At 71.4% G+C, this 22997-nt stretch carries 22 protein-coding genes; 14 read left to right on the forward strand and 8 right to left on the reverse strand.

The window, feature by feature from the left end; all coding sequences use genetic code 11:
• Positions 1–11: 11 nt before the first annotated feature.
• The 5 genes from AB0G10_RS25675 (at position 12) to AB0G10_RS25695 (ending at position 6387) form a co-directional block, all read left to right on the forward strand.
• Complete coding sequence (locus tag AB0G10_RS25675) at positions 12–1691, forward strand: CTP synthase (protein ID WP_360926556.1); 1680 nt, start codon at positions 12–14, stop codon at positions 1689–1691.
• Positions 1688–2266 carry an NUDIX hydrolase gene (locus AB0G10_RS25680; RefSeq protein ID WP_360926559.1) on the forward strand — a complete coding sequence of 193 codons (579 nt, stop codon included), beginning with the start codon at positions 1688–1690 and terminating at the stop codon, positions 2264–2266. The genes AB0G10_RS25675 and AB0G10_RS25680 overlap by 4 nt, the downstream gene beginning before the upstream one ends.
• Positions 2267–2644: 378 nt before the next feature.
• Entirely contained in the window at positions 2645–3487 is an 843-nt protein-coding gene (locus AB0G10_RS25685) for a CPBP family intramembrane glutamic endopeptidase (protein WP_360926562.1), read from the forward strand.
• Positions 3488–3631: 144 nt separating this feature from the next.
• A complete protein-coding gene (locus tag AB0G10_RS25690; RefSeq protein WP_360926565.1) occupies positions 3632–5968 on the forward strand; it encodes a hypothetical protein in 2337 nt (778 codons plus the stop codon).
• A gap of 11 nt (positions 5969–5979) precedes the next feature.
• Positions 5980–6387: a VOC family protein gene (locus tag AB0G10_RS25695; RefSeq protein ID WP_360926568.1), complete on the forward strand. Its 408-nt coding sequence runs from the start codon at positions 5980–5982 to the stop codon at positions 6385–6387.
• Here the strand turns inward: AB0G10_RS25695 and AB0G10_RS25700 are convergent.
• Positions 6342–9695: an NB-ARC domain-containing protein gene (locus AB0G10_RS25700; protein WP_360926571.1), complete on the reverse strand. Its 3354-nt coding sequence runs from the start codon at positions 9693–9695 to the stop codon at positions 6342–6344. The two genes, AB0G10_RS25695 and AB0G10_RS25700, sit on opposite strands and share 46 nt — an antisense overlap.
• Positions 9696–9702: 7 nt before the next feature.
• Complete coding sequence (locus tag AB0G10_RS25705) at positions 9703–10812, reverse strand: barstar family protein (RefSeq protein ID WP_360926574.1); 1110 nt, start codon at positions 10810–10812, stop codon at positions 9703–9705.
• A 128-nt stretch (positions 10813–10940) separates the two neighbouring features.
• Between AB0G10_RS25705 and ald the strand changes: the two genes are divergently transcribed.
• The 4 genes from ald to AB0G10_RS25725 all read left to right on the forward strand — a co-directional run bounded on the left by ald (position 10941) and on the right by AB0G10_RS25725 (position 14692).
• Positions 10941–12056, forward strand: coding sequence for an alanine dehydrogenase (gene ald / locus AB0G10_RS25710; protein ID WP_360926577.1), 1116 nt, complete (start codon positions 10941–10943; stop codon positions 12054–12056).
• Positions 12053–12958: a site-specific tyrosine recombinase XerD gene (xerD, locus tag AB0G10_RS25715; protein WP_360927918.1), complete on the forward strand. Its 906-nt coding sequence runs from the start codon at positions 12053–12055 to the stop codon at positions 12956–12958. The genes ald and xerD overlap by 4 nt, the downstream gene beginning before the upstream one ends.
• Before the next feature lie 112 nt (positions 12959–13070).
• Positions 13071–14003 carry an AAA family ATPase gene (locus AB0G10_RS25720; RefSeq protein WP_229076018.1) on the forward strand — a complete coding sequence of 311 codons (933 nt, stop codon included), beginning with the start codon at positions 13071–13073 and terminating at the stop codon, positions 14001–14003.
• 11 nt (positions 14004–14014) lie between these two features.
• Positions 14015–14692: a hypothetical protein gene (locus tag AB0G10_RS25725; RefSeq protein ID WP_360926580.1), complete on the forward strand. Its 678-nt coding sequence runs from the start codon at positions 14015–14017 to the stop codon at positions 14690–14692.
• Positions 14693–15053: 361 nt separating this feature from the next.
• Here the strand turns inward: AB0G10_RS25725 and AB0G10_RS25730 are convergent, their stop codons facing one another.
• On the reverse strand, positions 15054–15788 hold the full coding sequence (locus tag AB0G10_RS25730; RefSeq protein WP_360926583.1) for a class I SAM-dependent methyltransferase: 735 nt from the start codon (positions 15786–15788) through the stop codon (positions 15054–15056).
• 10 nt (positions 15789–15798) lie between these two features.
• Positions 15799–16074 carry an acylphosphatase gene (locus AB0G10_RS25735; protein ID WP_360926586.1) on the reverse strand — a complete coding sequence of 92 codons (276 nt, stop codon included), beginning with the start codon at positions 16072–16074 and terminating at the stop codon, positions 15799–15801.
• A gap of 120 nt (positions 16075–16194) precedes the next feature.
• Here AB0G10_RS25735 and AB0G10_RS25740 point away from each other — a divergent pair, with 120 nt between their 5' ends.
• Entirely contained in the window at positions 16195–16431 is a 237-nt protein-coding gene (locus AB0G10_RS25740) for a hypothetical protein (RefSeq protein WP_360926589.1), read from the forward strand.
• 31 nt (positions 16432–16462) lie between these two features.
• On the opposite strand, the gene AB0G10_RS25745 is transcribed toward AB0G10_RS25740, so the two are convergent.
• The gene (locus AB0G10_RS25745; protein ID WP_360926591.1) at positions 16463–16981 is read right to left on the reverse strand and encodes a GNAT family N-acetyltransferase; all 519 of its coding nucleotides are present in this window, start codon (positions 16979–16981) and stop codon (positions 16463–16465) included.
• A gap of 108 nt (positions 16982–17089) precedes the next feature.
• Here AB0G10_RS25745 and AB0G10_RS25750 point away from each other — a divergent pair, with 108 nt between their 5' ends.
• From AB0G10_RS25750 to AB0G10_RS25760, 3 genes are read left to right on the forward strand one after another with little or no spacing between them, the layout of a single operon-like run.
• Positions 17090–18127, forward strand: a complete 1038-nt coding sequence (locus tag AB0G10_RS25750) for a segregation/condensation protein A (protein ID WP_360927921.1) — start codon at positions 17090–17092, stop codon at positions 18125–18127.
• On the forward strand, positions 18121–19206 hold the full coding sequence (gene scpB / locus AB0G10_RS25755) for an SMC-Scp complex subunit ScpB (RefSeq protein WP_360927924.1): 1086 nt from the start codon (positions 18121–18123) through the stop codon (positions 19204–19206). Before AB0G10_RS25750 ends, scpB begins: the two co-directional genes overlap by 7 nt.
• The gene (locus AB0G10_RS25760) at positions 19175–19930 is read left to right on the forward strand and encodes a pseudouridine synthase (protein WP_360926594.1); all 756 of its coding nucleotides are present in this window, start codon (positions 19175–19177) and stop codon (positions 19928–19930) included. The genes scpB and AB0G10_RS25760 overlap by 32 nt, the downstream gene beginning before the upstream one ends.
• A gap of 56 nt (positions 19931–19986) precedes the next feature.
• On the opposite strand, the gene AB0G10_RS25765 is transcribed toward AB0G10_RS25760, so the two are convergent.
• Together AB0G10_RS25765 and AB0G10_RS25770 are read right to left on the reverse strand one after the other, a co-directional pair.
• Positions 19987–20484, reverse strand: coding sequence for a flavoprotein (locus AB0G10_RS25765; protein WP_360926597.1), 498 nt, complete (start codon positions 20482–20484; stop codon positions 19987–19989).
• Positions 20481–21371, reverse strand: coding sequence for a LysR family transcriptional regulator (locus AB0G10_RS25770; RefSeq protein ID WP_360926600.1), 891 nt, complete (start codon positions 21369–21371; stop codon positions 20481–20483). Before AB0G10_RS25770 ends, AB0G10_RS25765 begins: the two co-directional genes overlap by 4 nt.
• 72 nt (positions 21372–21443) lie before the next feature.
• Between AB0G10_RS25770 and AB0G10_RS25775 the strand changes: the two genes are divergently transcribed.
• Positions 21444–22670, forward strand: a complete 1227-nt coding sequence (locus tag AB0G10_RS25775; RefSeq protein WP_360926603.1) for an MFS transporter — start codon at positions 21444–21446, stop codon at positions 22668–22670.
• 18 nt (positions 22671–22688) lie between these two features.
• Here AB0G10_RS25775 and AB0G10_RS25780 read toward each other — a convergent pair whose 3' ends face one another.
• Positions 22689–22928 (reverse strand): hypothetical protein, encoded by a 240-nt coding sequence (locus AB0G10_RS25780; protein ID WP_360926620.1) that lies wholly within the window; start codon positions 22926–22928, stop codon positions 22689–22691.
• Positions 22929–22997: the final 69 nt, after the last annotated feature.

A 22997-nucleotide genomic window follows, 5' to 3' on the forward strand; every position in this document is an offset into this window, starting at 1 on the left:
GGGAGCGGGCCTTGGCCTCAACAGTGCGCGACACGCGGCACATCTTCGTCACCGGGGGCGTCGCCTCCTCGCTGGGCAAGGGCCTCACCGCCTCCAGCCTCGGCAATCTGCTCACCGCCCGCGGTCTCCGCGTCGTGATGCAGAAGCTCGACCCCTACCTGAACGTCGACCCCGGGACGATGAACCCGTTCCAGCACGGCGAGGTCTTCGTGACGGAGGACGGCGCCGAGACCGACCTCGACGTCGGGCACTACGAGCGGTTCCTCGACCGGGATCTGTCCGGCAAGGCGAACGTGACGACCGGCCAGGTCTACTCGGCCGTCATCGCCCGGGAGCGGCGCGGCGAATACCTCGGCGACACCGTCCAGGTCATCCCGCACATCACCAACGAGATCAAGAGCCGGATCTTCGCGATGGCCGACCCGGACGAGCACGGCAACGTGCCGGACGTGGTCATCACCGAGGTCGGCGGCACGGTCGGCGACATGGAGTCGCTGCCGTTCCTCGAGGCGATCCGCCAGGTCCGCCACGAGGTCGGCCGGGACCACGTCTTCTACCTGCACGTCTCGCTGGTGCCGTACCTCGCGCCGTCGGGTGAGCTGAAGACCAAGCCGACCCAGCACTCGGTGGCGGCGCTGCGCAACATCGGTATCCAGCCGGACGCGCTGATCTGCCGCAGCGACCGCGAGATCCCCGAGAAGATGAAGCACAAGCTGGCGCTCTACTGCGACGTGGACGCCGAGGCCGTCATCGCCTGCCCGGACGCGCCGAGCATCTACGACATCCCGAAGGTGCTGCACGACGAGGGCCTGGACGCGTACGTGGTCCGCCGCCTCGGCCTGTCGTTCCGGGACGTCAACTGGAAGCAGTGGAACGACCTGCTGGAGCGCGTGCACCACCCGAAGCGCACCATCACGATCGCGCTGGTCGGCAAGTACGTCGACCTGCCCGACGCGTACCTCTCGGTCACCGAGGCGATCCGGGCGGCCGGCTTCGGCAACACCGTGAAGATCAAGATCCGGTGGGTGCCGAGCGACAGCTGCGAGACCCCGTCCGGCGCGGCCACGGCGCTCAAGGGCGTCGACGGCATCGTCATCCCGGGCGGCTTCGGCGTGCGCGGCATCGAGGGCAAGGTCAACACCTCCCGGTACGCGCGTGAGAACGGCGTACCCATCCTGGGTCTCTGCCTCGGCCTGCAGTGCATGACCATCGACGCGGCGCGGCACCTGGCCGGGCTGACCGGTGCGAACTCGCTGGAGTTCGACGAGACCGCCACCTACCCGGTCATCTCCACGATGGCCGACCAGGAGGACATCGTCGCGGGCAAGGGCGACCTGGGCGGCACCATGCGCCTCGGCGCGTACCCGGCTTCTTTGAAAGCCGACTCGATCGTCGCCGAGGTGTACGGCGCCACGGAGATCTCCGAGCGGCACCGGCACCGCTACGAGGTGAACAACGACTACCGCGACAAGCTGGCGCAGGCCGGCCTGGTCTTCTCCGGCACCTCGCCGGACGGCCGGCTCGTCGAGTTCATCGAGCTGGACCGGGACGTCCACCCGTACTTCGTGGCGACCCAGGCCCACCCGGAGCTGAAGAGCCGACCGACCCGGCCGCACCCGCTCTTCGACGGCCTCGTGAAGGCCGCCGTGGCGTATGCGTCGGCGGACGAGCTGCCGGTCGCCGCGGAATGAGCTTCACCCACGAGCGGCTGTCCCGGACACCGCGCTACGACGGGGCGATCTTCTCGGTCTACACCGACGAGATCAGCATGTCCGACGGCAGCTCGGCGCCGCGCGACGTGGTGGAGAACCGCGGCGCCGTGGTCGTGGTCGCCCTCGACGAGCAGGACCGGGTGGTGCTGATCAAGCAGTACCGCCACCCGGTCGGCAAGCACCTCTGGGAGCTGCCGGCCGGCCTGCGCGACGTCGAGGGCGAGGACCCGGCGCTCACCGCCGCCCGGGAGCTCGCCGAGGAGGCCGACCTGGTGGCGGGCCGCCTCGACCGCCTCGTCGACCTGCACACCTCGCCCGGCTTCAGCGACGAGTTCGCGCTGGTCTACCTGGCCCGCGACCTCACCGAGGTGCCGGCGGCGGAGCGGCACGAGCGCACCGCCGAGGAGGCCGACCTGGAGGTCCGCCGGGTCCCGCTGGACGCGGCGGTCGAGATGGCCATGCGGGGCGAGATCACCAACGCGGCCGCGGTGGCGGGCGTGCTGGCTGCCGCGCGGGCGCGCGACACGGGCTGGGCCCTGCTGCGCCCGCTCTGAGCGATTCCGGCGCCGGGCCGTCTTTGGTCCGGCGCCGCTTCATGCGTACGGGGTCGCGCCGCGTGTGTCGAGTGGGGGTTCGATCCGCGCCTGAAGTCGACACGTGGGGGCGAAGTGCGCTGCGTGTGTTGAGTTCGGGTTCGATCCGCGCCCGAAGTCGACACGCCGGGGCGAAGTGCGCTGCGTGTGTTGAGTTCGGGTTCGATCCGCGCCCGAAGTCGACACGCGAAAGTGGGCGCCGGGCCGGCCCTTGCGCCCGCCCTCGCGCCCCCTCTCCCGCGATCTTGTGGATTTGTGCAGGACCGTTGCTGCGCAAGTCCACAAGATCAGGCGTAGCGGGGACCGGCTGGTGTTGCTCTTGGTGTCCATCATGGATGGATGCGGATCAAAGGGTTGACCGCGGCCGGGCTGGTGCTGCTGGCCGGTGCGCCGATTCTGTTGCTGCTGATGGGGCGGACCACGCTGGCCGCCTCGGCGGACGAGGAAGCGGGTGCGGTCCCGCTCGCCGCGATCGTGGTGCCCTACCTCGTGGGGCTGATTCTGATCAGGCTGACGCCGCCCTCGCTGCCCGCCCTCGACGGCGCGCCGGACGCGGCCCTGCGCCGGCAGTCCCGGTGGCTGATCGGGCTGGCGCTGGCCTTCCCGGTCGCCGCGTTCCTCACCCGGGACACGGCGCTCTATCCCCTGCTGAAGATCCTGATCCTGCTCGTCGGCGCCTGGGTGGTGCTGCGGCGGATCCGGCGGCCGTCGGCGGCGCGCGCGCACCGGCAGCGGATCCCGAAGCTCTGGTACTGGCTCGGCCCGGCCATCGTGATCGTCGTCTGGGGTTACCTGTTCTTCTACAGTCCCCTCACCGGCACCGACCTCTCCGGGTACGAGGACTGGGACCGTGCCGAGCTGGCGCTGGTCGCGCTCTACACGTTCCTGACCGCCAGCGTGCTCGAGGAGATCTTCTACCGGGTCATCCTGCAGACGCGGCTCGAGGAGCTGTGGGGACGCTGGCCGGCGATCACGGCGACCGCGCTGCTCTTCGTCGCGATGCACGCCCACCGCTACGCCGACGGCGCGTTCTTCGACATCACCCTGCTGATCCTCACCTCGAACGGCGCGCTGGGGCTGTTCGCCGGCTACCTGTGGGCGAAGTACCGCAACGTCTGGGCGCTGATCGCCGTCCATGGCGCGATCAACGGGCTGGCCCTGCTGCCGTTGCTGATCGGCTGATGATTTCTTGACGCACGCCAGTTGGCCCGATCCTGAACGCGGAATTGCCTACCCCCTCTGAGCTGCGGTTTTGCTCCGGTCGGACGGTCGGGAGCGGAAACGACGATCCGCTACCGTGTCGCCGATCGGAGCATGGGGGAACAAGTGAGCGAATCAACGGCGGTCATCGAGCGGCCGGTTGTCATCGAGCCTGATTCGGGCGCGCCTTCGCGGCGCGTCGATCTCCTGCGGGCGCTGCCCTGGGTGGTCGTGGTGGCGTTCCTGCTGGGGATGCTCACCTGGGCGGAGGCGCCGGGCACCGAGACGCTGCGCTACGCCGTCTACTGGACGCTCGGCGTGCTGGTGCCGGGTGTGCTGGTCTTCCGGGCGCTGCGCGGCAGCCGGGGCAACCTGCCGGAGGACGCCGGCTTCGGCGCCACCACCGGCATGGCGGTGCAGCTGATCGGCTGGGCGATCTTCGTGAGCGCCGGCCTCGAGGACGTCCTCTGGGTGTGGCCGCTGCTGGTGCTCGCCGTCTTCGCCGGGGTGCCGGGCCTGCGCCGGCACTGGCGGATCGAGGAGCCGCGCCCGCTGCCGCTCGCCTGGCACTGGATGATCGCGGTGATCGCGCTGCTCGGCATCGCGGTGCTGGCGTTCAGCGAGTGGGCGAACAACCCGCTGCCGCCGGCGACGTACTCGCTGTTCGGCGACATCTGGTACCACTGGGCCAACGCCGGGCAGCTCAGCCACACGATCTTCCCGACCCAGCCGCAGATGGCCGGGGACCCGCTGAAGTACCACTGGTTCTCCGATGCGTACCGGGCCTCGGCCACCCTGATCAGCGGCGCCGACCTGGGCACCGTGATGCTGCGGCTGTGGGCCGGCCCAGTCGTGCTCACCTCGATCCTGGTGATCGCCGGCCTGGCCCGGCAGGCGAGCCGGGTCTGGTGGTCCGGCCCGGTCGCCGCGTTCGTCGCGATCGCGCTGCCGCTCACCTCGATCTGGCCGGAGTTCCCGAGCTGGCCGGTGACGATCGAGCCCTGGTACAGCCCGACGCTGACGTTCTCCATCCCGTTCGTGACGGTGGTGGCGGCGCTGGTGCTCGACATCGCCCGCGGCACCGCTCTGGGCCGGCGCGGCTGGACCCTGATGGTCATGTTGCTGGTGGTCGCGACCGCCAGCAAGTCCAGCTCGCTGCCCACCCTGGTCGGCGGCATCGGGCTCGGCGCGCTCGCGCTGTGGATCCTCGACCGGCGCCCGCCGAGGATGATGCTCGCCGCGCTCGGCGCCGCCGCGCTGGTCCTCGCCGCCACCGTGCCGTTCCTGGCCGGCGGCGGCTCCGGCGCCGGCATCCAGTTCGGTGCGACGTTCAGCTTCAAGGCCCAGTTCATCTGGGTGGTCGGCAACGACTCCATCCCGGGCACCGGCGGCCTGCTGCCCACCCAGCTGTCCAAGGTTCCGTTCGGCCTCAAGCTGATCCTGCCGGCGCTGCTGGTCTGCTTCGTGATCAGCCAGATCGGCCGGGTGCTCGGCTTCGCCGCCCTGCTGCGCCGCGACATCCGCCGCGACGCCGCCGCCTGGGTGCTGGCCGGCATCGGCATCGCCGGGTGGGCCGGCGCGCTGCTGATCAACCACACCGCGAACGGCGAGCTCTACTTCCTCTACTCGGCGGTCCCGGCGCAGGCCGCGCTCACCGCCTGGCTGCTCACCGCGGTAGCGCCCCGCAAGGCGTTCCTGCCGATCGCCGGGGGCCTGCTGGCGGGCGCGCTCACCGGGGCGATGCTGCACCGGTACGGGCCGGGCCTGGACGGCCCGTGGCAGGACTACTGGCGTTACAACCTGGCCCGGCCGGTCCTGGTCCTGCTGGCCGTCCTCGCGATCGGCGTGGCGCTCTGGTGGCTGCACCGCCGCCGCTGGCCCGCCATGGTCGGCGCCGGGCTGGCCGTGCTCGTGGCCGCCGGCATCGGGCTCGGCTGGGCCACCACCTGGCGGCAGGTCTCCAGCCAGGTCGAGTCGGCGCTGGCCGGCAAGACCCCGTCGGCCGGCGGCAAGGGCGACCCGCTGGTCACCGCGAACGAGATGCGCGCCGCCGCGTGGCTGGCCGCGAACGCGCCGGACGAGGACTACATCGCCACCAACATCCACTGCGAGAAGGTGAAGACCGACGCCGACTGCATCAACCGGTCGTTCTGGGTGTCGGCGCTGACCGAGCACGCCGTGGTCCTGGAGGGCTGGGCGTACCAGCCGGGCACCCAGTCGCGGCACGGCGAGAACGGGATCCCGTACTTCAAGGCCACCTCGCCCGACCCGGAGCGGCAGCGCATCAACGACGCCGCCTTCTACGCGCCGACCGCTGAGGGTCTCGCGGAACTGCGGGATCGGTACGGCGCCAAATGGCTCTACGCCGACGGCCGTGCCGGAGAGGTGTCGCCCGCGCTGGCGTCGCTGGCCACCGAGCGGTTCCGGGCCGGGAAGGTGGTTGTCTACCAGCTGCCGGGGTAGAAACGGTTGCTGTGAGCGTTCCCAAGTTGAGGTCCTTCGTCCTGGACACCACCGACGCGCGGCGGCTCGCCGAGTTCTACCGCCACCTGCTCGGGCTGGAGTACCGGCCGGGCGACGAGCCCGGCCCGGCCGACGCCGACTCCCCGGACTGGCTCGTCCTGCTCGGCGACGACGGGTCGTGGCAGCTCGCCTTCCAGCAGACCGACGGCATCCGGCCCACCACGTGGCCGGATGCCGCCGTGCCGCAGCAGATGCACCTGGACACCGCGGTCGGCTCGAAGGAGGAGCTGGACCGGCAGCACGAGCGGGTGCTGAGTCTCGGCGGGACGCTGAGGTTCGACCGCAGCGACGACCCGGAGGAGCCGCTGCGCGTCTACGCCGACCCGGACGGCCACCCGTTCTGCATTTTCGTCGGCTGAAATCTGAAGCAGTACAGGCCGTGATAGCCGCCGACGAGCAGGCGCTCGCCGCCGGGATGCCACGTGCAGCAGAGCGCCTCGGGCTCGATGCGGGTCAGGGCGACCACCTCGCCGGTCTCCGCGTCGCGCACCCGCACGGTCCCGTCCAGCCCGGTGACGGCGAGCCACCTCCCGTCCGGTGACAGGGCCAGGGCGGTCAGCGCCGCGGACTCGCTGCCGAAGCGGCCGGTCTCCTGCCCGGTGGCGACGTCCCAGCGGCGGATCGTGCCGTCGGCGCCGGCGCTGACGAGCCGGTCCGCGGGGCCGGCGGCCAGCGCCGTGACGGCGCCGGTGTGGCCGGAGAGCGCGCACAGCGGGCGGGCCTGCGGCGCGGCCCAGACCTGGATCCGCATGTCGTCGCCGCCGGCGGCCAGCCAGCGGCCGCCCGGGTCGGCCGCGATCGCGGTGATGCCGCCCGGGCGCGGGCCGGTGGCGCCCTGCTCGGCGCCGGCCGCGTCCCAGAACCGGATCGTGCCCCGCGCCGAGACGGTGGCCGTCCAGACCCGGTCCGGGCCGGTGGCGAGGTGCCGGACGTCGTCCACACGGATGGCGGGGAGGGCGGTGCCGGGGTTCCCCACGCTGGTCCACGCCGACACGCCGCTCCAGCGGCCGGCCACGACGAGCTCGTCGGCGACCGGGACGGTGACGGCCACCGGCGCCGCGATCTCCCGGAGCAGGTACTCCCCGGCGACGCCGAAGTACCGGACGCCCACCACCCGGTCGTCGCCCTCGCCGGCGAGGTGGGCGAGCCAGGTGCCGCGCGGCGAGACGGCGACCGCCGACGTGGGCAGCTCCGAGCGCGGTCTCGCGACACCGGCCGCGTCCCCGGTCAGCGACCAGGAGCGGATCGTCCCGTCGGCGCCGGCGGTGACGATCCAGGTGCCGTCCGGCGCGGCGGCCACCGCCCGGACGGCGCCGCGGTGCCCGGTCAAGCTGGTGATCAGCGCGTCGGTGCGGGCGTCCCGGATCTCGATCGTCCCCCGCTCGGTGCGGTACACGGTCCGCGTGCCGTCCGGCGTGGTGAGGTCCCCGGACGTCAGCCGGCCAGCGAGATCCCGTTGGTGCCCGGTCCCGGCGTCCCACCGCGACAGCCGGTCGCGGGCCGACACGGCGGCGATCTCCTTGCCGTCCTCGACGACCGCGAGCCTCTTGATCGGGGCGTCCGCGGTGAACGTCCGCAGGTGCTCGCCGGACCCGGTCCGCCAGAGTTTGATCACGCCCTCGACGCAGCCGCTGGCGAACCACGTGCCGTCGGGGGCGACCGCGAGCGCGGTCACCTGCCCCTCGTGCCCGAACCGCCGGACGTCCCACCGCCGTCGTGTGTGATCCCAGACGGTGATCGTCCCGTCGAAGTCGCCGCTGACGATCCGGCCGCCGTCCGGGGTGACGGCGACGGCGGAGATCGGCGTCGCCGTGCCGCGCATCCAGCGCTGCTCCAGGCCGGTCGCCGGGTTCCAGACGCGGATCGCGCCGTCCTCGCCCCCGCTGGCGAGCCAGGTGCCGTCCGGGGCGATCGCCAGCGCGAGGACACCGGCGGCCGGGCCGTGGAACTGGTGGCGCATCGCCGGGTCGGGAAGGTCCGGCAGGTCCCACATGCTGCTCAGCGGGGAGTCCGCGGCCAGTTCCCGGGCCTGGGCGGTCCAGTCCGGGTCGTGGGCGACGCGATCGGCGAGGATGGCGGCGCGTGCGCCGGCCGGCTCGGACGGGGTGAGCAGGTGCGCGGTCCGGCCGAGCATCCGGTTCAGGCGCTCGGCCTTCGGCGTCCCCACGGTCGCGAGGTCGGCGGCCGGGGCGGCCGGGCCGTTGTCGTCGAGGCGGCTCGTCACCCAGCGGAGATCGGTGGCGAGCGCCTCCGCCTCGCCGGCCCGGCCCGCTGCTAGGAGGTGCTCGACGAGGTGGTCGCGCAGGTAGCGGTCGCCGTCCGGCAGCGACCACCACGGTTGCACCCGGGCGGCGTCGAGCAGGACGCCGTGCAACCGGGCGAGTTCGGCGGCGCCGAGCCGCCGGGCGAGGTAGTCCCGCAGGACGTCGTGCAGGCGTATCGCGCCACCGGACTCGTTCCCGGTCAGGTCCAGCAGCGCAAGGTCGGCGAGCCGCGCGCACAGCATTCGGGTGCGTGCCTCGCTCACGCCGCCGGACCCCTGCCACAGCCGGCTCACCAGGGCGACCGGCACCACCTCGTCCTCGGCGAAGACGGCCAGCTCGGCGAAACGGTCCCGCTCCTCGGTGGTGAGCAGGCCGGTTCCGGCCTCGATCGTGGTGCTGAGGGCCTGGTCGCGCTGCTGCGGGTCGGTGACGTCGAGCTCCCGCTGCGCCGCCCCGGTGAGCCGGTCCACCTCCAGCGGCCCCTCCCGGCGCAGCCGGGCCAGCAGGTCACGGCTCACGGCGTCCACGTCGTCGCGGGACCGGAGCTGGTCGGCGATGACCTTGTTGACCAGGCGCAGCAGCAGCGGCCAGTTGCCGGTCTCGACCAGGAGCCCGTCGACCACGGCGGCCGGCGGCGGCGCCGGGAGGTCGGCGGTGAGCACCCGCCGGGCCTGTTCCGGCGACATCTGGTCCACCCGTACCGGGATGGCCGCGCCCGCGACCAGCGCGGCCACCCGGGTGGTGACCAGCCTCGCGCATCGGCCCGCGACCGGGAACGCGGCCAGCTGGTCGTCGAACCAGACGTCGTCGAGGATGACGAGCCGCCTCGGGCCGCCGGCCAGCACGGCGGCCAGGTGGTCGGCGGCCTGCCGTACGTCGGTGAACGGCTGGGCCCGCGCCGGATCGATCTGCCGCACCAGGTCGTTGACCTTCTCGACGAGGGCGCCGCGGCGCGTGTCCCGGCCGAGGGTCACCCAGTAGACGCGGCGGCCGAAGTGGCGCAGGACGCGGGCGTCGGCGCGGACCAGGCGGGCGATGGTGGTCTTGCCGAAGCCGCCCGCCCCGGACAGCGCGGTGGTGATGCCGACAGTGGAGGAGCCGCGCCGCAGGGCCCGGACCACGGCGCCCAGTTCCCGGGGACGGTCCACCATCCACGGCTCGGGGCGCTGCGCGGCCGGGATCAGCGTGGCGCGCTGGTCCTCGTACCTTCGCTGTGCCCACCAGATCAGCCACCCGCCGAGCGCAAGCGAAGGCACCGAGACGGCCAGCCAGCGCAGCGGATGCTGATCCATCGTGGGGAACCAGGGGGCATCACCGCCGGTGGCGACGTTGAGGGCGACCCCGGAGAGCGCGGTGGTGATCGCGACCAGGAGTCCGGCCAGAATCACCGGGAGAGCGCGCACGCCTCCATCAAAGCAGCTCGACGTCCACCCCGTCGGCGGCGAGCAGGCCCAGCAGCTGGTCCATGGTGAGCGCGGGCGCCCACCAGCGGCGGTCGTAGCCGGGCTTCAGGGCGGCGACCGCCACGGCCGAGTCGTGCCAGATCAGGCGGAAGCCGGGCTCGGCGCCCCAGCCGCCCAGGAGGCAGTCGTGCAGGGCGCCGAGGTTCCAGCCGAAGTAGCCGCCAGGGCCGTTCACCGCCTCGCCGACGGCGCAGTAGAAGCCCTCCTCGTCGGTGATGTGCCGGCCGTCGAGGTGGACGGTGGTCTGTGGAGAGCCGGCCGGGGTGTGGTGGGCCAGCGCGGCGCCGGCCCACTCCTGGCGCAGCTCGCGGTCGTAGCCGGCCCAGCTGCCCGGCTCGGTGGGACGGCCCTGCCGCCAGCGCTGCCACACGTCCCGGGCGCCGAGCGGGCGGGGCGGGCCGACCGCGTCCGCATAGGTGGGACGGAACTCGACGTCGACCAGGCCGTCGCCGATCAGCGACGGGCGCACCGCCGCCACCTCGGCGCCGAGGCCGGCGTCGAGCAGCCGGGTCGCGGTGCCGTCGTCGGCGACCGTGAAGATCGAGGCGTGTACCCAGCGGCGGTTGCGGCTGGTGGCGTCGATGGCGCGCTGCAGCCGCGTGCCGGGCCGGCAGCCGAGCAGGGTGGCGGGGCGGGGGAGGGTTTCCCGGTCCTCCGGACCCGCGACACCTCCGCAAACACCGAAATCCTCGAGCCCGGTCAGCCTGTATCCGGACTTATCCCATCTCTTTCCTGCCCGCGTCCTGGCCGACACCGTCAACTCCACCGGCCCGTGCCGGGACGACCGCCGCGCCTCCAGCACCGACACGTCCAGCAGCTCTTGATCCAGATCGGGCGAACTGACGGCCTCCAGACCGATATTGCCCACCCACAGAGGACCGGTGTCGTCACACGCCGCACGCAACCGGCCGGCCGGCCGGCAGTCGAGCAGTGTGTAACGCTCCAGGGGTGGCTCGGTAACCGGGACGAACAGGCCGTCGATGTCGGCACACGCCGCGACGACGTTGTCACCGTCATCGATGGTCTCGTCGACCAGGAGCCAGGGAAGGCCGATCATCGGGCGACCCTAACGCTTGAACCGCCAACGGGGGTAACCCGGGACGCAAGGCGCGAATCCCGAGGTCTGCGGGGGTACTCTCCGCGCAGAGGACTCGACTCAGCGTGGAGAGAGGACGGTGTCGGCTCGTGAAGGTCGGCGTTCCCAGCGAGGTGAAGAACAACGAATTCCGGGTGGCGATCACTCCGGCCGGGGTGTTCGAGTTCGCCCGGTCCGGTCACGAGGTCTTCGTCCAGGCGGGCGCGGGTCTCGGCTCTTCGATCACGGACAGTGACTACCGGTCGGCCGGCGCGACGATCCTGCCGGACGCCGACGCGGTGTGGGGGACCGGTGACCTGATCCTCAAGGTCAAGGAGCCGATCGCCGAGGAGCACATGCGGATGCGGGCCGGGCAGGTGCTCTTCACCTATCTGCACCTGGCCGCCTCCAAGGAGTGCACCGACGCGCTCGTGGACCGCAAGGTGACCGGGATCGCGTACGAGACGGTCGAGCTGCCGGACCGCTCGCTGCCGCTGCTCGCCCCGATGTCCGAGGTGGCCGGGCGGCTCGCCCCGCAGGTCGGCGCGTACCACCTGATGCGCCAGGGCGGTGGCCGCGGCGTACTCATGGGGGGTGTGCCCGGGGTCTACGCCGCGAAGGTCGTGGTGATCGGCGCCGGCGTCTCCGGGCTGAACGCCGCCGCCATCGCGCTCGGCATGCAGGCCGAGGTGCTGCTGCTCGACAAGAACGTGGCCCGGCTGCGCGCGGTCGACGCCGACTATCGGGGGCACATCCAGACGATCGCCTCCAACGCGTACGAGATCGAGAAGGCGGTGCTCGACGCCGACCTGGTGATCGGCGCGGTCCTGGTGCCCGGCGCTAAGGCCCCGACGCTGATCTCGAACGACCTGGTGGCGCGGATGAAACCGGGCAGCGTCCTCGTCGACATCTCGATCGACCAGGGCGGGTGTTTCGAGGACTCGCGGCCGACCACGCACGACGCGCCGACGTACCGGGTGCACGAGTCGATGTTCTACTGTGTCGCGAACATGCCCGGGGCGGTGCCGCACACCAGCACCTACGCGCTCACCAACGTCACCCTGCCGTACGCTCTGGAGCTGGCGAACCTCGGCTGGCGCGACGCCCTGCGGCGTGACCCGGCCCTCGCCGCCGGCCTGAACACGTTCGACGGCCAGGTGGTCTGCGAGCCGGTCGCCGAGGCGCACGGCATGCGCCCGATACCGCTCACGGAGGTGCTGCGCTGAGCCTCGAGACGGCCGTCACGGCGTACCTCGATCATCTGAGCGTCGAGCGGGGACTGTCCCGCAACACGCTCGCGTCCTACCGGCGTGACCTCGAGCGGTACGCCGGTGAGCTCGCCGAGGCCGGGATCACCGACCTCGGCGAGGTGCGCGCCGCCGACGTGAGCGGCCACCTGGCCCGGCTGCGGGAGGGCGGCCTCGCGCCGTCGAGCGCGGCCCGGGCCGTCAGCGCCGTACGCGGGCTGCACCGGTTCGCGGTCCGCGAGCGGCTCGTGGCGCAGGACGTGTCGGCCGAGATCCGGCCGCCCGCGCTGCCGAAACGGCTGCCCAAGGCCCTCGACGTCGACCAGGTGGCCCGGCTGCTGGCGGTGCCGGACACGCACTCGCCGCTCGGGTTGCGGGACCGGGCGCTGCTGGAGTTCCTCTACGGAACCGGGGCCCGGATCTCCGAGGCAGTGGGGGCGGACATCGATGATCTTGAGGACTCCGACGCGAAATTACGCGGCAAAGGTGGAAAAAGCCGGCTTGTCCCCATCGGCAGCTACGCCCTCAAAGCCCTCGACGACTACCGCACCCGCGCCCGCCCCCTGCTCATCGAGAACGGCCGCGGCACCCCCGCGATCTTCCTGAACGCCCGCGGCGGCCGGCTCTCCCGGCAGAGCGCCTGGACCGTCCTGCACCGCTGCGCCGTCGAGGCGGGCCTGCCCACCGACGGTCCGTACGCCGTCTCCCCGCACACCCTGCGCCACTCCTACGCCACCCATCTGCTGGACGGCGGCGCCGACGTACGCGTCGTGCAGGAACTCCTGGGACACGCGTCGGTCACCACGACGCAGGTGTATACGCTGGTGACCGTCGAGCGGCTCCGAGAGGTGTACGCCACTTCTCACCCGCGCGCTCGTTAGAAGCTGCGTACCCATAGGTGCGACACGCCGAACGGCTGACCCCGGACGAGCGGTGTGCGTGGCGTACAGTCGAGCATCGGCTCGGGCATTGAGTCGGAGGGGGGCGAGGGCAATGTCAGGAAACGGCGAGCGCGCGGAAGCCTGGACTTCCACGCTCCGCGAGCAGCAGAACTCCCTGGATCTCGGTGCTGACCTGGGCCCGGCCGACCCGACGGCCTACACGATGCGCCGCCCGATCCCGGAACCGATGCCGACCGATCGGCACGGTCCCGCGCGGATCATCGCCCTCGCGAACCAGAAGGGTGGCGTCGGCAAGACGACCACCACCATCAACCTGGGTGCGGCCCTGGCGGAGTACGGCCGCAAGGTCCTCCTCGTCGACTTCGACCCGCAGGGCGCCTGCTCGGTCGGTCTCGGGGTGAACCCGCACAACCTCGACCTCAGCGTCTACAACCTGCTCATGCAGGACGACGTGACCACCGAGGACGTCATCATCAAGACCGATGTGGCCGGTCTGCACCTGCTGCCCGCCAACATCGACCTGTCGGCCGCCGAGATCCAGCTGGTCAACGAGGTCGCCCGGGAGATGGCGCTGGCGCGGGCCCTGCGGTCGGTCCGCAAGGAATACGACTTCATCCTGATCGACTGCCAGCCCTCGCTGGGCCTGCTGGCGATCAACGCGCTGACCATCGCGCACGGTGTGCTCATCCCGCTGGAGTGCGAGTTCTTCTCGCTGCGCGGGGTGGCCCTGCTGCTCGACACCATCGACAAGGTCCGCGAGCGGCTCAACTTCGACCTCGAGCTCGAGGGCATCCTCGCCACCATGTACGACTCCCGCACGACCCACTGCCGCCAGGTGCTGCAGCGCGTCGTGGAGGCGTTCGGCGACAAGGTGTACCAGACGGTCATCACGAAGACCGTCAAGTTCCCCGAGTCCACTGTCGCGGGCGCGCCGATCACCTCGCTCGACCCGGCGTCCTCCGGCGCCCGCAACTACCGTCAGCTCGCTCGCGAGGTCATCGCCGCAAAGGCAGAACGAGGCTAGGTTCCACACCCGTGCTCTTCGCCCTCGGCGAGCCGCTGGCGTTCGTCGCCCTGGTGGTCGCCTTCCTGCTCGGCCTGGCGTTGCGGGCCATCGCGATCCGCTTCACCGCGCGCACGGTGGGCCTGGCCGAGCGCCGCATCTCGCTGCGCCTGAGCCCGCGCGAGGACATCGACCCGTTCGGCGCGGTCTCGGCGGCGGTCGGCGGCATGGGCTGGGGCAAGCAGCTCACCGTCGACGAGGTCCCGCGCTACCGCGGACGTGGCCGGGCCGCGGCCGTCTTCATCGCCGGCCCGGTCTCCTGCATCCTCGCCGGCGAACTGCTGATCGCCGTCTACGCGCTGGTCTTCCCGGACACCGCGTCCTTCGTCCTCGCGAACGCGGGCCTCGGCGACATCCTCCGCGGCGTCGCCCTGCCGGCCGCCCAGCAGATCCTGCTCTCTCTCGGCGTCGGCCTGCTCGCCTTCGGCCTGCTCGCGCTCATCCCGATCCCGCCCCTCGACGGCTTCGGCATCCTCTGGAACGCGCTGCGCCGCCCCGGCGCGTCCATGAACTGGATGCGCCTCTGGTTCGAGGACAAGAACATCGGCGTCCTGCTCCTGCTGATCTTCGCCTTCTTCCCGACCGGCTACCCCCTCCTCCACATGGTCCTCGATTTCCTGGGAGTCCTCTTCCTCCGGGTCTGGGCCTGATTTCGTACGAAGATCGACGGCACTCCCCACCGCACTACCGGAGTCCCCGCGCCGCGTCACACCTGCGGCCACCTCCCCCCGGCGCGACCCGCCGCCGGCCCCTGAGCTGCCCCCACCCTCCCCGCGCACTCCCACCGCACGTCCCGTCCCCAGCCACCCCTCAACCCGGCTGTACCGGAGGGCGACATTTCGGGCGTCACCCGAGCCGTGCCGTACAGCCGGTCTCGGTTGGCTGTACGGGAGGGCGACATTTCGGGCGTCACCCGAGCCGTGCCGTACAGCCGGTCTCGCGTGGCTGCAGTCTGTGGTCGCGACACGTCGGGCGCGGGAGCGACAGGCTGCAGCCGGTTCCGCTGGGCGGTCAGGGCTTGCGGTAGACGGAGATGTGGCTGGGGGAGTCCGGCGTGAACGGCGAGCGGTCCCAATCCGCGTAGCGGGCCTCCAGCGTCAGCCCGGCCGCCGCAGCCATGGCGTCGATCTGCTCGGGCCACTGATACCGCATTCCGAACGGCTGCAGCTCCACCCCGCCGTTCGTGAAGATCAGGGTCTGGCGGAGGAACGTCTGGGCGGCCCGGTCGTACTTGTGCAGCCGCACCGACACCGACTCCTCGGTCACGTCCCAGACCCGGACCTCGCGCTCGTCCCGGTCGAAGTTCTCCTCGTCCGGCACGAACGCCTCGATCACGAAGCGGCCGCCCGGCGCGAGGACCCGGGAGACGTTCTCGAAGCAGTCCTCCTGCCGGCCCGGCGTGGTCAGGTTGAAGAGCGTGTTGAAGACCAGGTAGACCAGCGGATAGGTGCCCCCGGCCTCGACGTCGGCCATGTCCCCGATGATGACCGGGATGCGGTCGCCGCCCGGCTTGGCGAGCAGCAGGTCCGCCATCTCCGGCGACGCCTCGATGCCCTCGACGGCGATGCCGCGCTCGGACAGCGGCAGCGCCACCCGTCCACTGCCGATGGCCAGTTCCAGAACGGGACCGTTCCCGGCCAGCCCGGCGAGGAAGTCCACCGCCCCGGCCGGATCCGGGTTGCCCGGCCTGTCGTACACCGCCGCCCACTGCCGCCCGAACAGCCCCGGGTCATCCAAAATCGACATGGCTCGACTTCTACCCCGCTCGGGAGACGCCGAACCCGGTCAGGCCCTCGGCGGGCTCGTCGAACTCCTCGACGGCCGTGACGGTCGCCTGCGGCGGCCCGGTACGGGTCCACGCCAGCATCCGGGCGACCGTCTCCTCCGTACCCTCGAAGACCGCTTCCACCCGGCCGTCCGGCAGGTTGCGCACCCAGCCGGCCACGCCGAGCGCGGCGGCCTCCCTGCGGCACGTGTCGCGATAGAAGACACCCTGGACACGGCCGCTCACCAGCACCCTTCTACGGATCACCAGGTAACCCTACGGAGTCCAGCAGGTGAACACGGCGGTTCCCTTCGTACCCTGAGGCATTTAAGGTCATCGGACGCGAGCCGCCCGGTCCCGCGGTGTCGACGAGGAGAGGAGGCCGCTGTGGCGAAGACGGCGAAAGACGTCAAGAGCAAGGCTGTGAAGGCCAAGGACGAGGTCAAGGCCAAGGCGGTGAAGGCCAAGAACGAGGTCAAGGCGGAGGTCAAGGCCCCCAAGACCAAGAAGGCCGACAAGCCGAAGGCAGTGAAGCCGGTGAAGGTCAAGGCCGAGAAGCCGGTCAAGGTCAAGGCCGTCAAGGTCGAGAAGCCGGTGAAGGTCAAGGCCGCCAAGAAGAAGTGATCCGGATGGGCCGTCCGGGAGGGCGGCCCATTCAGGTCGAGTACAGCTCGCAGGTCATGTTGTAGTACCGGTCGGTGCTACCCACCCGCCGCATGCCGAGCCGCCGGCAGACCGCCTGCGACGCCTCGTTCGCGGGGTTGACGACGGCGAGCACCGGTTTGATGCCGGACCGGGCCGCGTACGAGAGGACCGCCGCGCCCGCCTCGGTCGCGTAGCCCTGCCCCCAGGCGTCCGGATGCAGATGCCATCCCACCTCGGTCTCGTCGGCCCGGGTCAGCGGCGTGCCCGAGGACAGCAGCCGGACGAGGAACGCGGTGCCGAGCAGCCGCCCGGTCTGCCGATCCTGGACGGCCCAGACGGTGTGCACGTCGTCCTGCCGGTCGCGCCAGGCCGTGAGCCGGGCCTGTGCACCGGCGAGATCGGTGAGCACCTGCGGGTCGGCGCCGAGATAGCGCATGACTTCCCGGCGCGAGTACATGTCGAGGACGAACGCGGCGTCCTTCTCCTCCCACTCGCGGAGCAGGAGGCGCGGAGAGATCAGGGACCTCATCGCGGCAGCGTAACCGGAGAGCAGCAACCGGTCACGTTCTGCGACGTTGGAGAAGCAGGAGATCTAGAGGAAACGGACAGCGTGAGCCTGGAACAGCTCGTCGAAGCCATGGACTACGGTCGGCACGTGCCTGAAGAGTCCGCCCCCGTCGTGGAGGCCCACGACGCAGAAGCCGCGCCGGCAGAGATCGACTCCGGTGGGTTCACCGTGCGGCTGGACAACTTCACCGGCCCGTTCGACCTGCTGCTGCAGCTGATCGGCAAGCACAAGCTGGACGTCACCGAGATCGCGCTGCACCAGGTCACCGACGACTTCATCGCCTACATCCGGGCCATGGGCGACGACTGGGATCTGGGCGAGACGAGCGAGTTCCTCCTGGTCGCCGCGACCCTGCTCGACCTCAAGGCGGCCCGGCTGCTGCCCGCCGCCGAGGTCGAGGACGAGGAGGACCTGGCGCTGCTGGAGGCCCGGGACCTCCTTTTCGCGCGCCTCCTGCAGTACAAGGCCTACAAGGAGGCGGCCGCGCACATCGCGGAACTCGAGCTTGCCGGGGCGCGTCGCTGGCCGCGTCTGGTTTCGCTGGAGCCACGGTACGCCGAAGCGCTGCCCGAACTGGTCCTCGGCGTCGGACCGGAGCGACTGCTCAAGCTGGCGCTGAAGCAGTTCCTGCCGAAGCCGGGGCCGCCCCAGGTCTCGATCGCCCACATCCACCAGGTCCGGGTGAGCGTCCGGGAACACGCGACACTGCTGCGGGACCGGTTGCGCCGGGCCGGCGTGGCGACGTTCGGCCTGCTCGTGGCGGACTGCGAGAACACCCTCGAGGTGGTGGCCCGGTTCCTCGCGCTGCTCGAGCTCTACCGCGAGGGCCTCATCGACTTCGAGCAGCCGGTCTCGCTGGACGAGCTCACCGTGCGCTGGATCGGCGGCGACGACGCGGCAGCCGTCGAACTCGACATCGACGACTACGAGGGCACGAAACCGGCCCCGGAGGGCTCGGAAGAGGCGAACTCCGCCCAGGCCGACCCCGAGGGGGCCGATGATGCCGGAATGAACACCGTTCCGGACGATTTCGGCGAGCGCGATCTTGACGAGAGCCCGGTTAATGGTGATCTTGGCGAGGTCGACGCGGCAGAGGAGAGATCGTGAGCAGCGAGGAGCGGGAAGACTCCCTGGCGGCGCAGGCGGCTGCCTGGGTTCCGCCGTGGGAGCGCCGGCGCGAGCCCGACCGGGACTACCAGGACGCCGTGGACGCGCCGCAGGACATCCCCGAGGACGAGGACGAGCCGGATCCCGAGCCCACCGAGGAGGAGGTCGGCCCGGAACTCCCGCTGCCCGACCCGATCGAGGAGGCCGACGAGCCCGTCTTCGACGAGCCCGCCCCCGACGACGAGCCCCACGTCCCAGTAGACGCCCCCGCCTCCACCCTCGCCGGCCCCCCTCTCGATCTTGATGATCCGCACGGGGACGGGCCTGCCGCAGTTCACAAGATCGGGGAGGTGGGGGGCGGTGAGGTCGCGCCGGCCGGTCCTGCTGGCGATCTTGTTGATTCGGGCGGGGGCGGGGCTGCCGCGGATCACAAGATCGGGGAGAGGGCGGTGGCTGCGGTTCCCGCTCAGGCCACGGGGGCGCGGGACCGGGGCGATGTTGGTGACGGCTCCGCCCGTACCCAAGCTGCTCTTGACGACGCCGACCTGGCGGCGGCTCTGGAATCGATCATGCTGGTGGTCGACGAGCCGGTGGGCGAACTGCAATTGGCGCAGGTCATGGAGGTTCCGGTCGAGCGGATCGCGCGGACCCTCGAGGATGTGTCGGCGCGCTACACGGCGGCCGGGCACGGCATCGACCTGCGGCGGGTGGCGGGTGGCTGGCGTCTCTATACGCGGCCGGAGTACGCCTCGTACGTCGAGCGGTTCGTGCTGGACGGGCAGTCGGTGCGGCTCACCCAGGCCGCGCTGGAGACACTCTCGGTGGTGGCTTACAAACAGCCGGTGACGCGCTCGCGCATCTCGGCCATCCGCGGTGTGAACTGTGACGGCGTGATGCGTACGCTTGTCACCCGCGGCCTCATCGAGGAGGTCGGCACGGAGCCGGAGACGGGTGCATACCTGTACCGGACCACCGTGCTGTTCCTCGAGAAGCTCGGCCTCAACTCGGTCGATCAGCTGCCGCCGCTCGCTCCATTCCTGCCCGACGATGTGGAAGAAGTGCTCGATGCCTCAGGCTGACACCGCCGAACGCCTCCAGAAAGTCCTGGCGGCGGCCGGTGTTGGATCCCGGCGCGCCTGCGAAGATCTGATCTTCCGGCGGCGCGTCACCGTCAACGGCCGGGTCGCCAAGCTCGGCGACAAGGTCGACCCCGCCACGGCGGAGATCCACGTCGACGGGCAGCGGGTGATCACCAACACCAAGCTGGTGTACGTCGCGCTGAACAAGCCCCGCGGCGTCGTCTCCAGCCTCGACGACGAGAAGGGCCGTTCGGAGCTCGCCGACTTCCTCGGCGCCAACTTCGAACAGCGGCTCTTCCACGTGGGCCGGCTCGACGCCGACTCCGAGGGCCTGCTGCTCCTCACCAACGATGGTGCTCTCGCCCACAAGCTGATGCACCCTTCGTACGAGATCTCCAAGACCTACCTGGCCGAGGTGGTCGGGCCGCTACCCCGGCACGTGGGCCGCGCCCTGCAGTCCGGCGTCGAGCTCGAGGACGGCCCGGCCAAGGTCGACGCCTTCAAACTCGTCGACGCGATCGGCAAGACCGCGCAGGTGGAGATCGTCCTGCACGAGGGCCGCAAGCACATCGTCCGCCGCATGATGGACGCGGTGGGGCACCCGGTCACGCGGCTCATCCGTACCGCCGTCGGCCCGATCCGGCTCGGTGATCTGCGGCCGGGCGGTTTCCGGCACCTGTCCCAGGCCGAGGTGGCTGCCCTCTTCAAGGCCGTCGGCGACTGAGTTTTCCGGTCCTCTCTGCGATCTTGTTGAGCTGTGCGGGAACGGGGCTGTGCCGTTCAACAAGATCGGGGAGGGGCGGGGAGGGCGGCCAGCGCCAGGTGCCAGGGGAACGGGTCGGTGACGGTGGGTGGGTCGAGTAGGCGTACCCCCTCGGCGCGCAACTGGGCGACGCTGCTCCGGAACGGGAGACGTGCGGCGAGGGCTGGTCCGACCGACGGGAGGATCACCACCGGGATGTGCAGGCCGGGTGCCTCGGCCAGCAGGCCCAGCGGATAGGTGTCGGCTATGCCGGCCGCGTACTTGTTGATCGTGTTGAAGCTGGCCGGGGCCACGATGATGGCTTCGGGGCGGGGTGGTTTCGGCTCGGTGGGCTTGCGGTAGCGGCTTCGCACCGGGCGGCCGGTCTGCTGTTCGAGGGCCGCCGTGTCGAGGAAGTCGACGGCGAGCGGGGTGGCGACCACCTGGACCTCCCAGCCCCGGGCCTGGGCCTGGCCGACCAGTTCGCCGACGCCGGGCGCCGGGCCGGTGGCGCACACGATCACATAGAGGGTCATCCGCGGATCCTCTCCAGCAGCAGGTCGATCAGGGCGCGCGCGGCGGCGCCCGGATTCCGATCATCCGCGATCGCGAGGGACAGGGGCCAGACCAGATCGGCGCCGGTCACCGGGATCACCGCGACGCCCTCAGCGCCGGTGAGGACGAAGCGGGGCAGCAGTGCGATGCCGAGGCCGTGCCGGACGTGGGCCGCGCCGGTGCCGATGTCGGTGATCTCGATGGTGACGCGGCGGGGGACGCCGGCGGCCGTGAAGGCGCGGTCGGTGACCGAGCGGTTGCCGTACCCGAGCGGCGAGTCGATGAAGTCGAGGCCGGCGAGGGAAGCGATGGGGACGGCGGATTCGCGAGCCAGCGGATGATCCTCGGGAACTACCAGGTCCAAAACCGATTCGGCGAGCGCGATGAGTCGTACCCCCGCCATTGACCTTGAACCTGGAAGGGACACGAAGGCGAGGTCCAGGCGGCGATCGGTGACGGCCTCGAGGAGACCGGCCGAACCGGACGGCGAGGCGGTGGTGCGCAGCAGGACGCCGGGATGACGCCGGTGGAACTCGCCGAGAATGGCCGGCAGGTCGATCACCCGGATCGAGGTGAGCGTGCCGATCCGCAGCGTGCCGCTCAAACCGCCGCGAACCTCGGCCACCGCATCCCGGGCGTCGCGGGCGGCGTCGAGCGCGAATCGGGCCCGGGGCAGCAGCGCCTCGCCCGCGTCGGTGAGCAGCACCCGCTTCGAGTTGCGTTCGAGCAAGGGTACGCCGAGGTCCCGCTCGAGCGCCTTCACCGCCGCGGAGACCGCCGACTGGACGACGAAGAGCCTGGTCGCGGCCCGGGTGAAGCTCTGCTCCTCGGCGACCGCGACGAAATACTCCAGCTGACGTAGTTCCACATCAACGATTTTGATGCATGCGAGCACTTTTCTTCGTTGGTGTTGATGGTTCGGCGGAGCGACAGTCAGCGCATGAGAACGCACGCCGGATTCTGGTCCGTGGCCCTCGCCTTCCTCATCGCGATGGCCTTCTCCACGGTGCCGACCCCGCTCTACCCGCTCTACGGCTTCTCGCCGTTCGTCGTCACCGTCGTGTTCGCCGTCTACGCCGCCGGCGTCGTGGTGAGCCTGCTGCTCGCCGGGCACGTCTCGGACCGGCTCGGCCGCAAGCGGATCCTGATACCGGCCCTCGCCCTGGAGCTGCTCGCCGCCGCGCTCTTCCTCACCAGCACGTCGCTGCCGGTGCTGATCGCCGCCCGGTTCGTCACCGGCCTCGGCGTCGGCATGATCACCGCGACGGCGACGGCGCACCTCGCGGAGCTGCACGCCGCGCACCGACCGGGCGCTTCCGGCCGGCGCTTCGAGGTGGTCTCGACCGCCGCCAACAGCGGCGGCCTGGGATTGGGCACGCTCATCGCGGGCCTTCTGGCTCAATACGTGTCCGGGCCATTGCGTACGCCGTACGTCGTCTTCGCCGGTCTCCTCGCCCTCAGCATCCTGCTCGTCGCGCTCACGCCGGAGACCGTCACCCCGAGCCCGTTCCGGTACCGCCCGCAGCGCATCGGCGCGCACGGCGACCGGACCGTCTACCTGGCCGCCGGGGCCTCGGCCCTCGCCTCGTTCGCGGTGTTCGGCGTCTTCACCTCGCTGGCCCCCGGCTTCGTGGCCGGCACCCTGCACCACCCGTCCCGGGCCCTGGCCGGCGCGATCGTCTTCGCCGTCTTCGGCGCGGCCGCGGCGGCGCAGGCCCTGACCGGCGCTCTCAGCCCGGTGCTCAGGACGCGCCTCGGACTGTCCGCGCAGGCGGCAGGGATCGTGACGCTGGTGGCCGGCATGCACACGGCGAGCCTGGCCGCCTTCCTGGCCGGCGGCGTGCTCGCGGGCGTCGGGGCCGGCGTCCTCTTCAAGGCAGCCCTGGCGGAGGTCGCGGCGTCGGCGGGCCCGGGTTCCCGTGGCGAAGCGCTCGCCGGGCTGTTCCTGGTCGCCTATGTCGGCCTGGGCGTGCCGGCGATCGGGTTGGGCGTCGCGAGCCAGGCATTCCCGGCCGTCACGGTGATGACGTGGTTCGCCGGTGTGCTGCTGGTCCTGCTGGCGGGGATGGCCCTGCTGAACCGCCGCAGCCGGGCCGCGGTCCCCGCCTCGCCCCCGCAAGCTCCCGTCCGGGCGGCGACGGGCGACCTGGTCCACAGCGCCCGATGAAACCGGCCGCGGCCGGCCTCAGAGAGCGCGATACCCGTGGGCCGTCAGGACCGTCAGCAGATGCCGGTCCCAGGAGTCGGTGTCGTCGTCGCGCCATTGGTGGCCCTGCGGGCACTGCCAGTTCGGGGTGGGTTCGCGCATCACGCAGCCGCCCAGTGCCAGGTCGCCGTCCTCGGCCGCGTCGATCGCCTCCGGCACGGGCATGCCGAACATGAGCGGCACACCTCGCGCGCCGCAGTCGGGGCAGGAAGGGATCATGAACGAAACGTTACCCGGATCGTTTGATTTCGCCTCCCGGGGCAACCGGAATCCTATGCCCGCGATCCC

This window comes from Actinoplanes sp. NPDC023714, assembly GCF_040639855.1.
Taxonomy (GTDB): domain Bacteria; phylum Actinomycetota; class Actinomycetes; order Mycobacteriales; family Micromonosporaceae; genus Actinoplanes.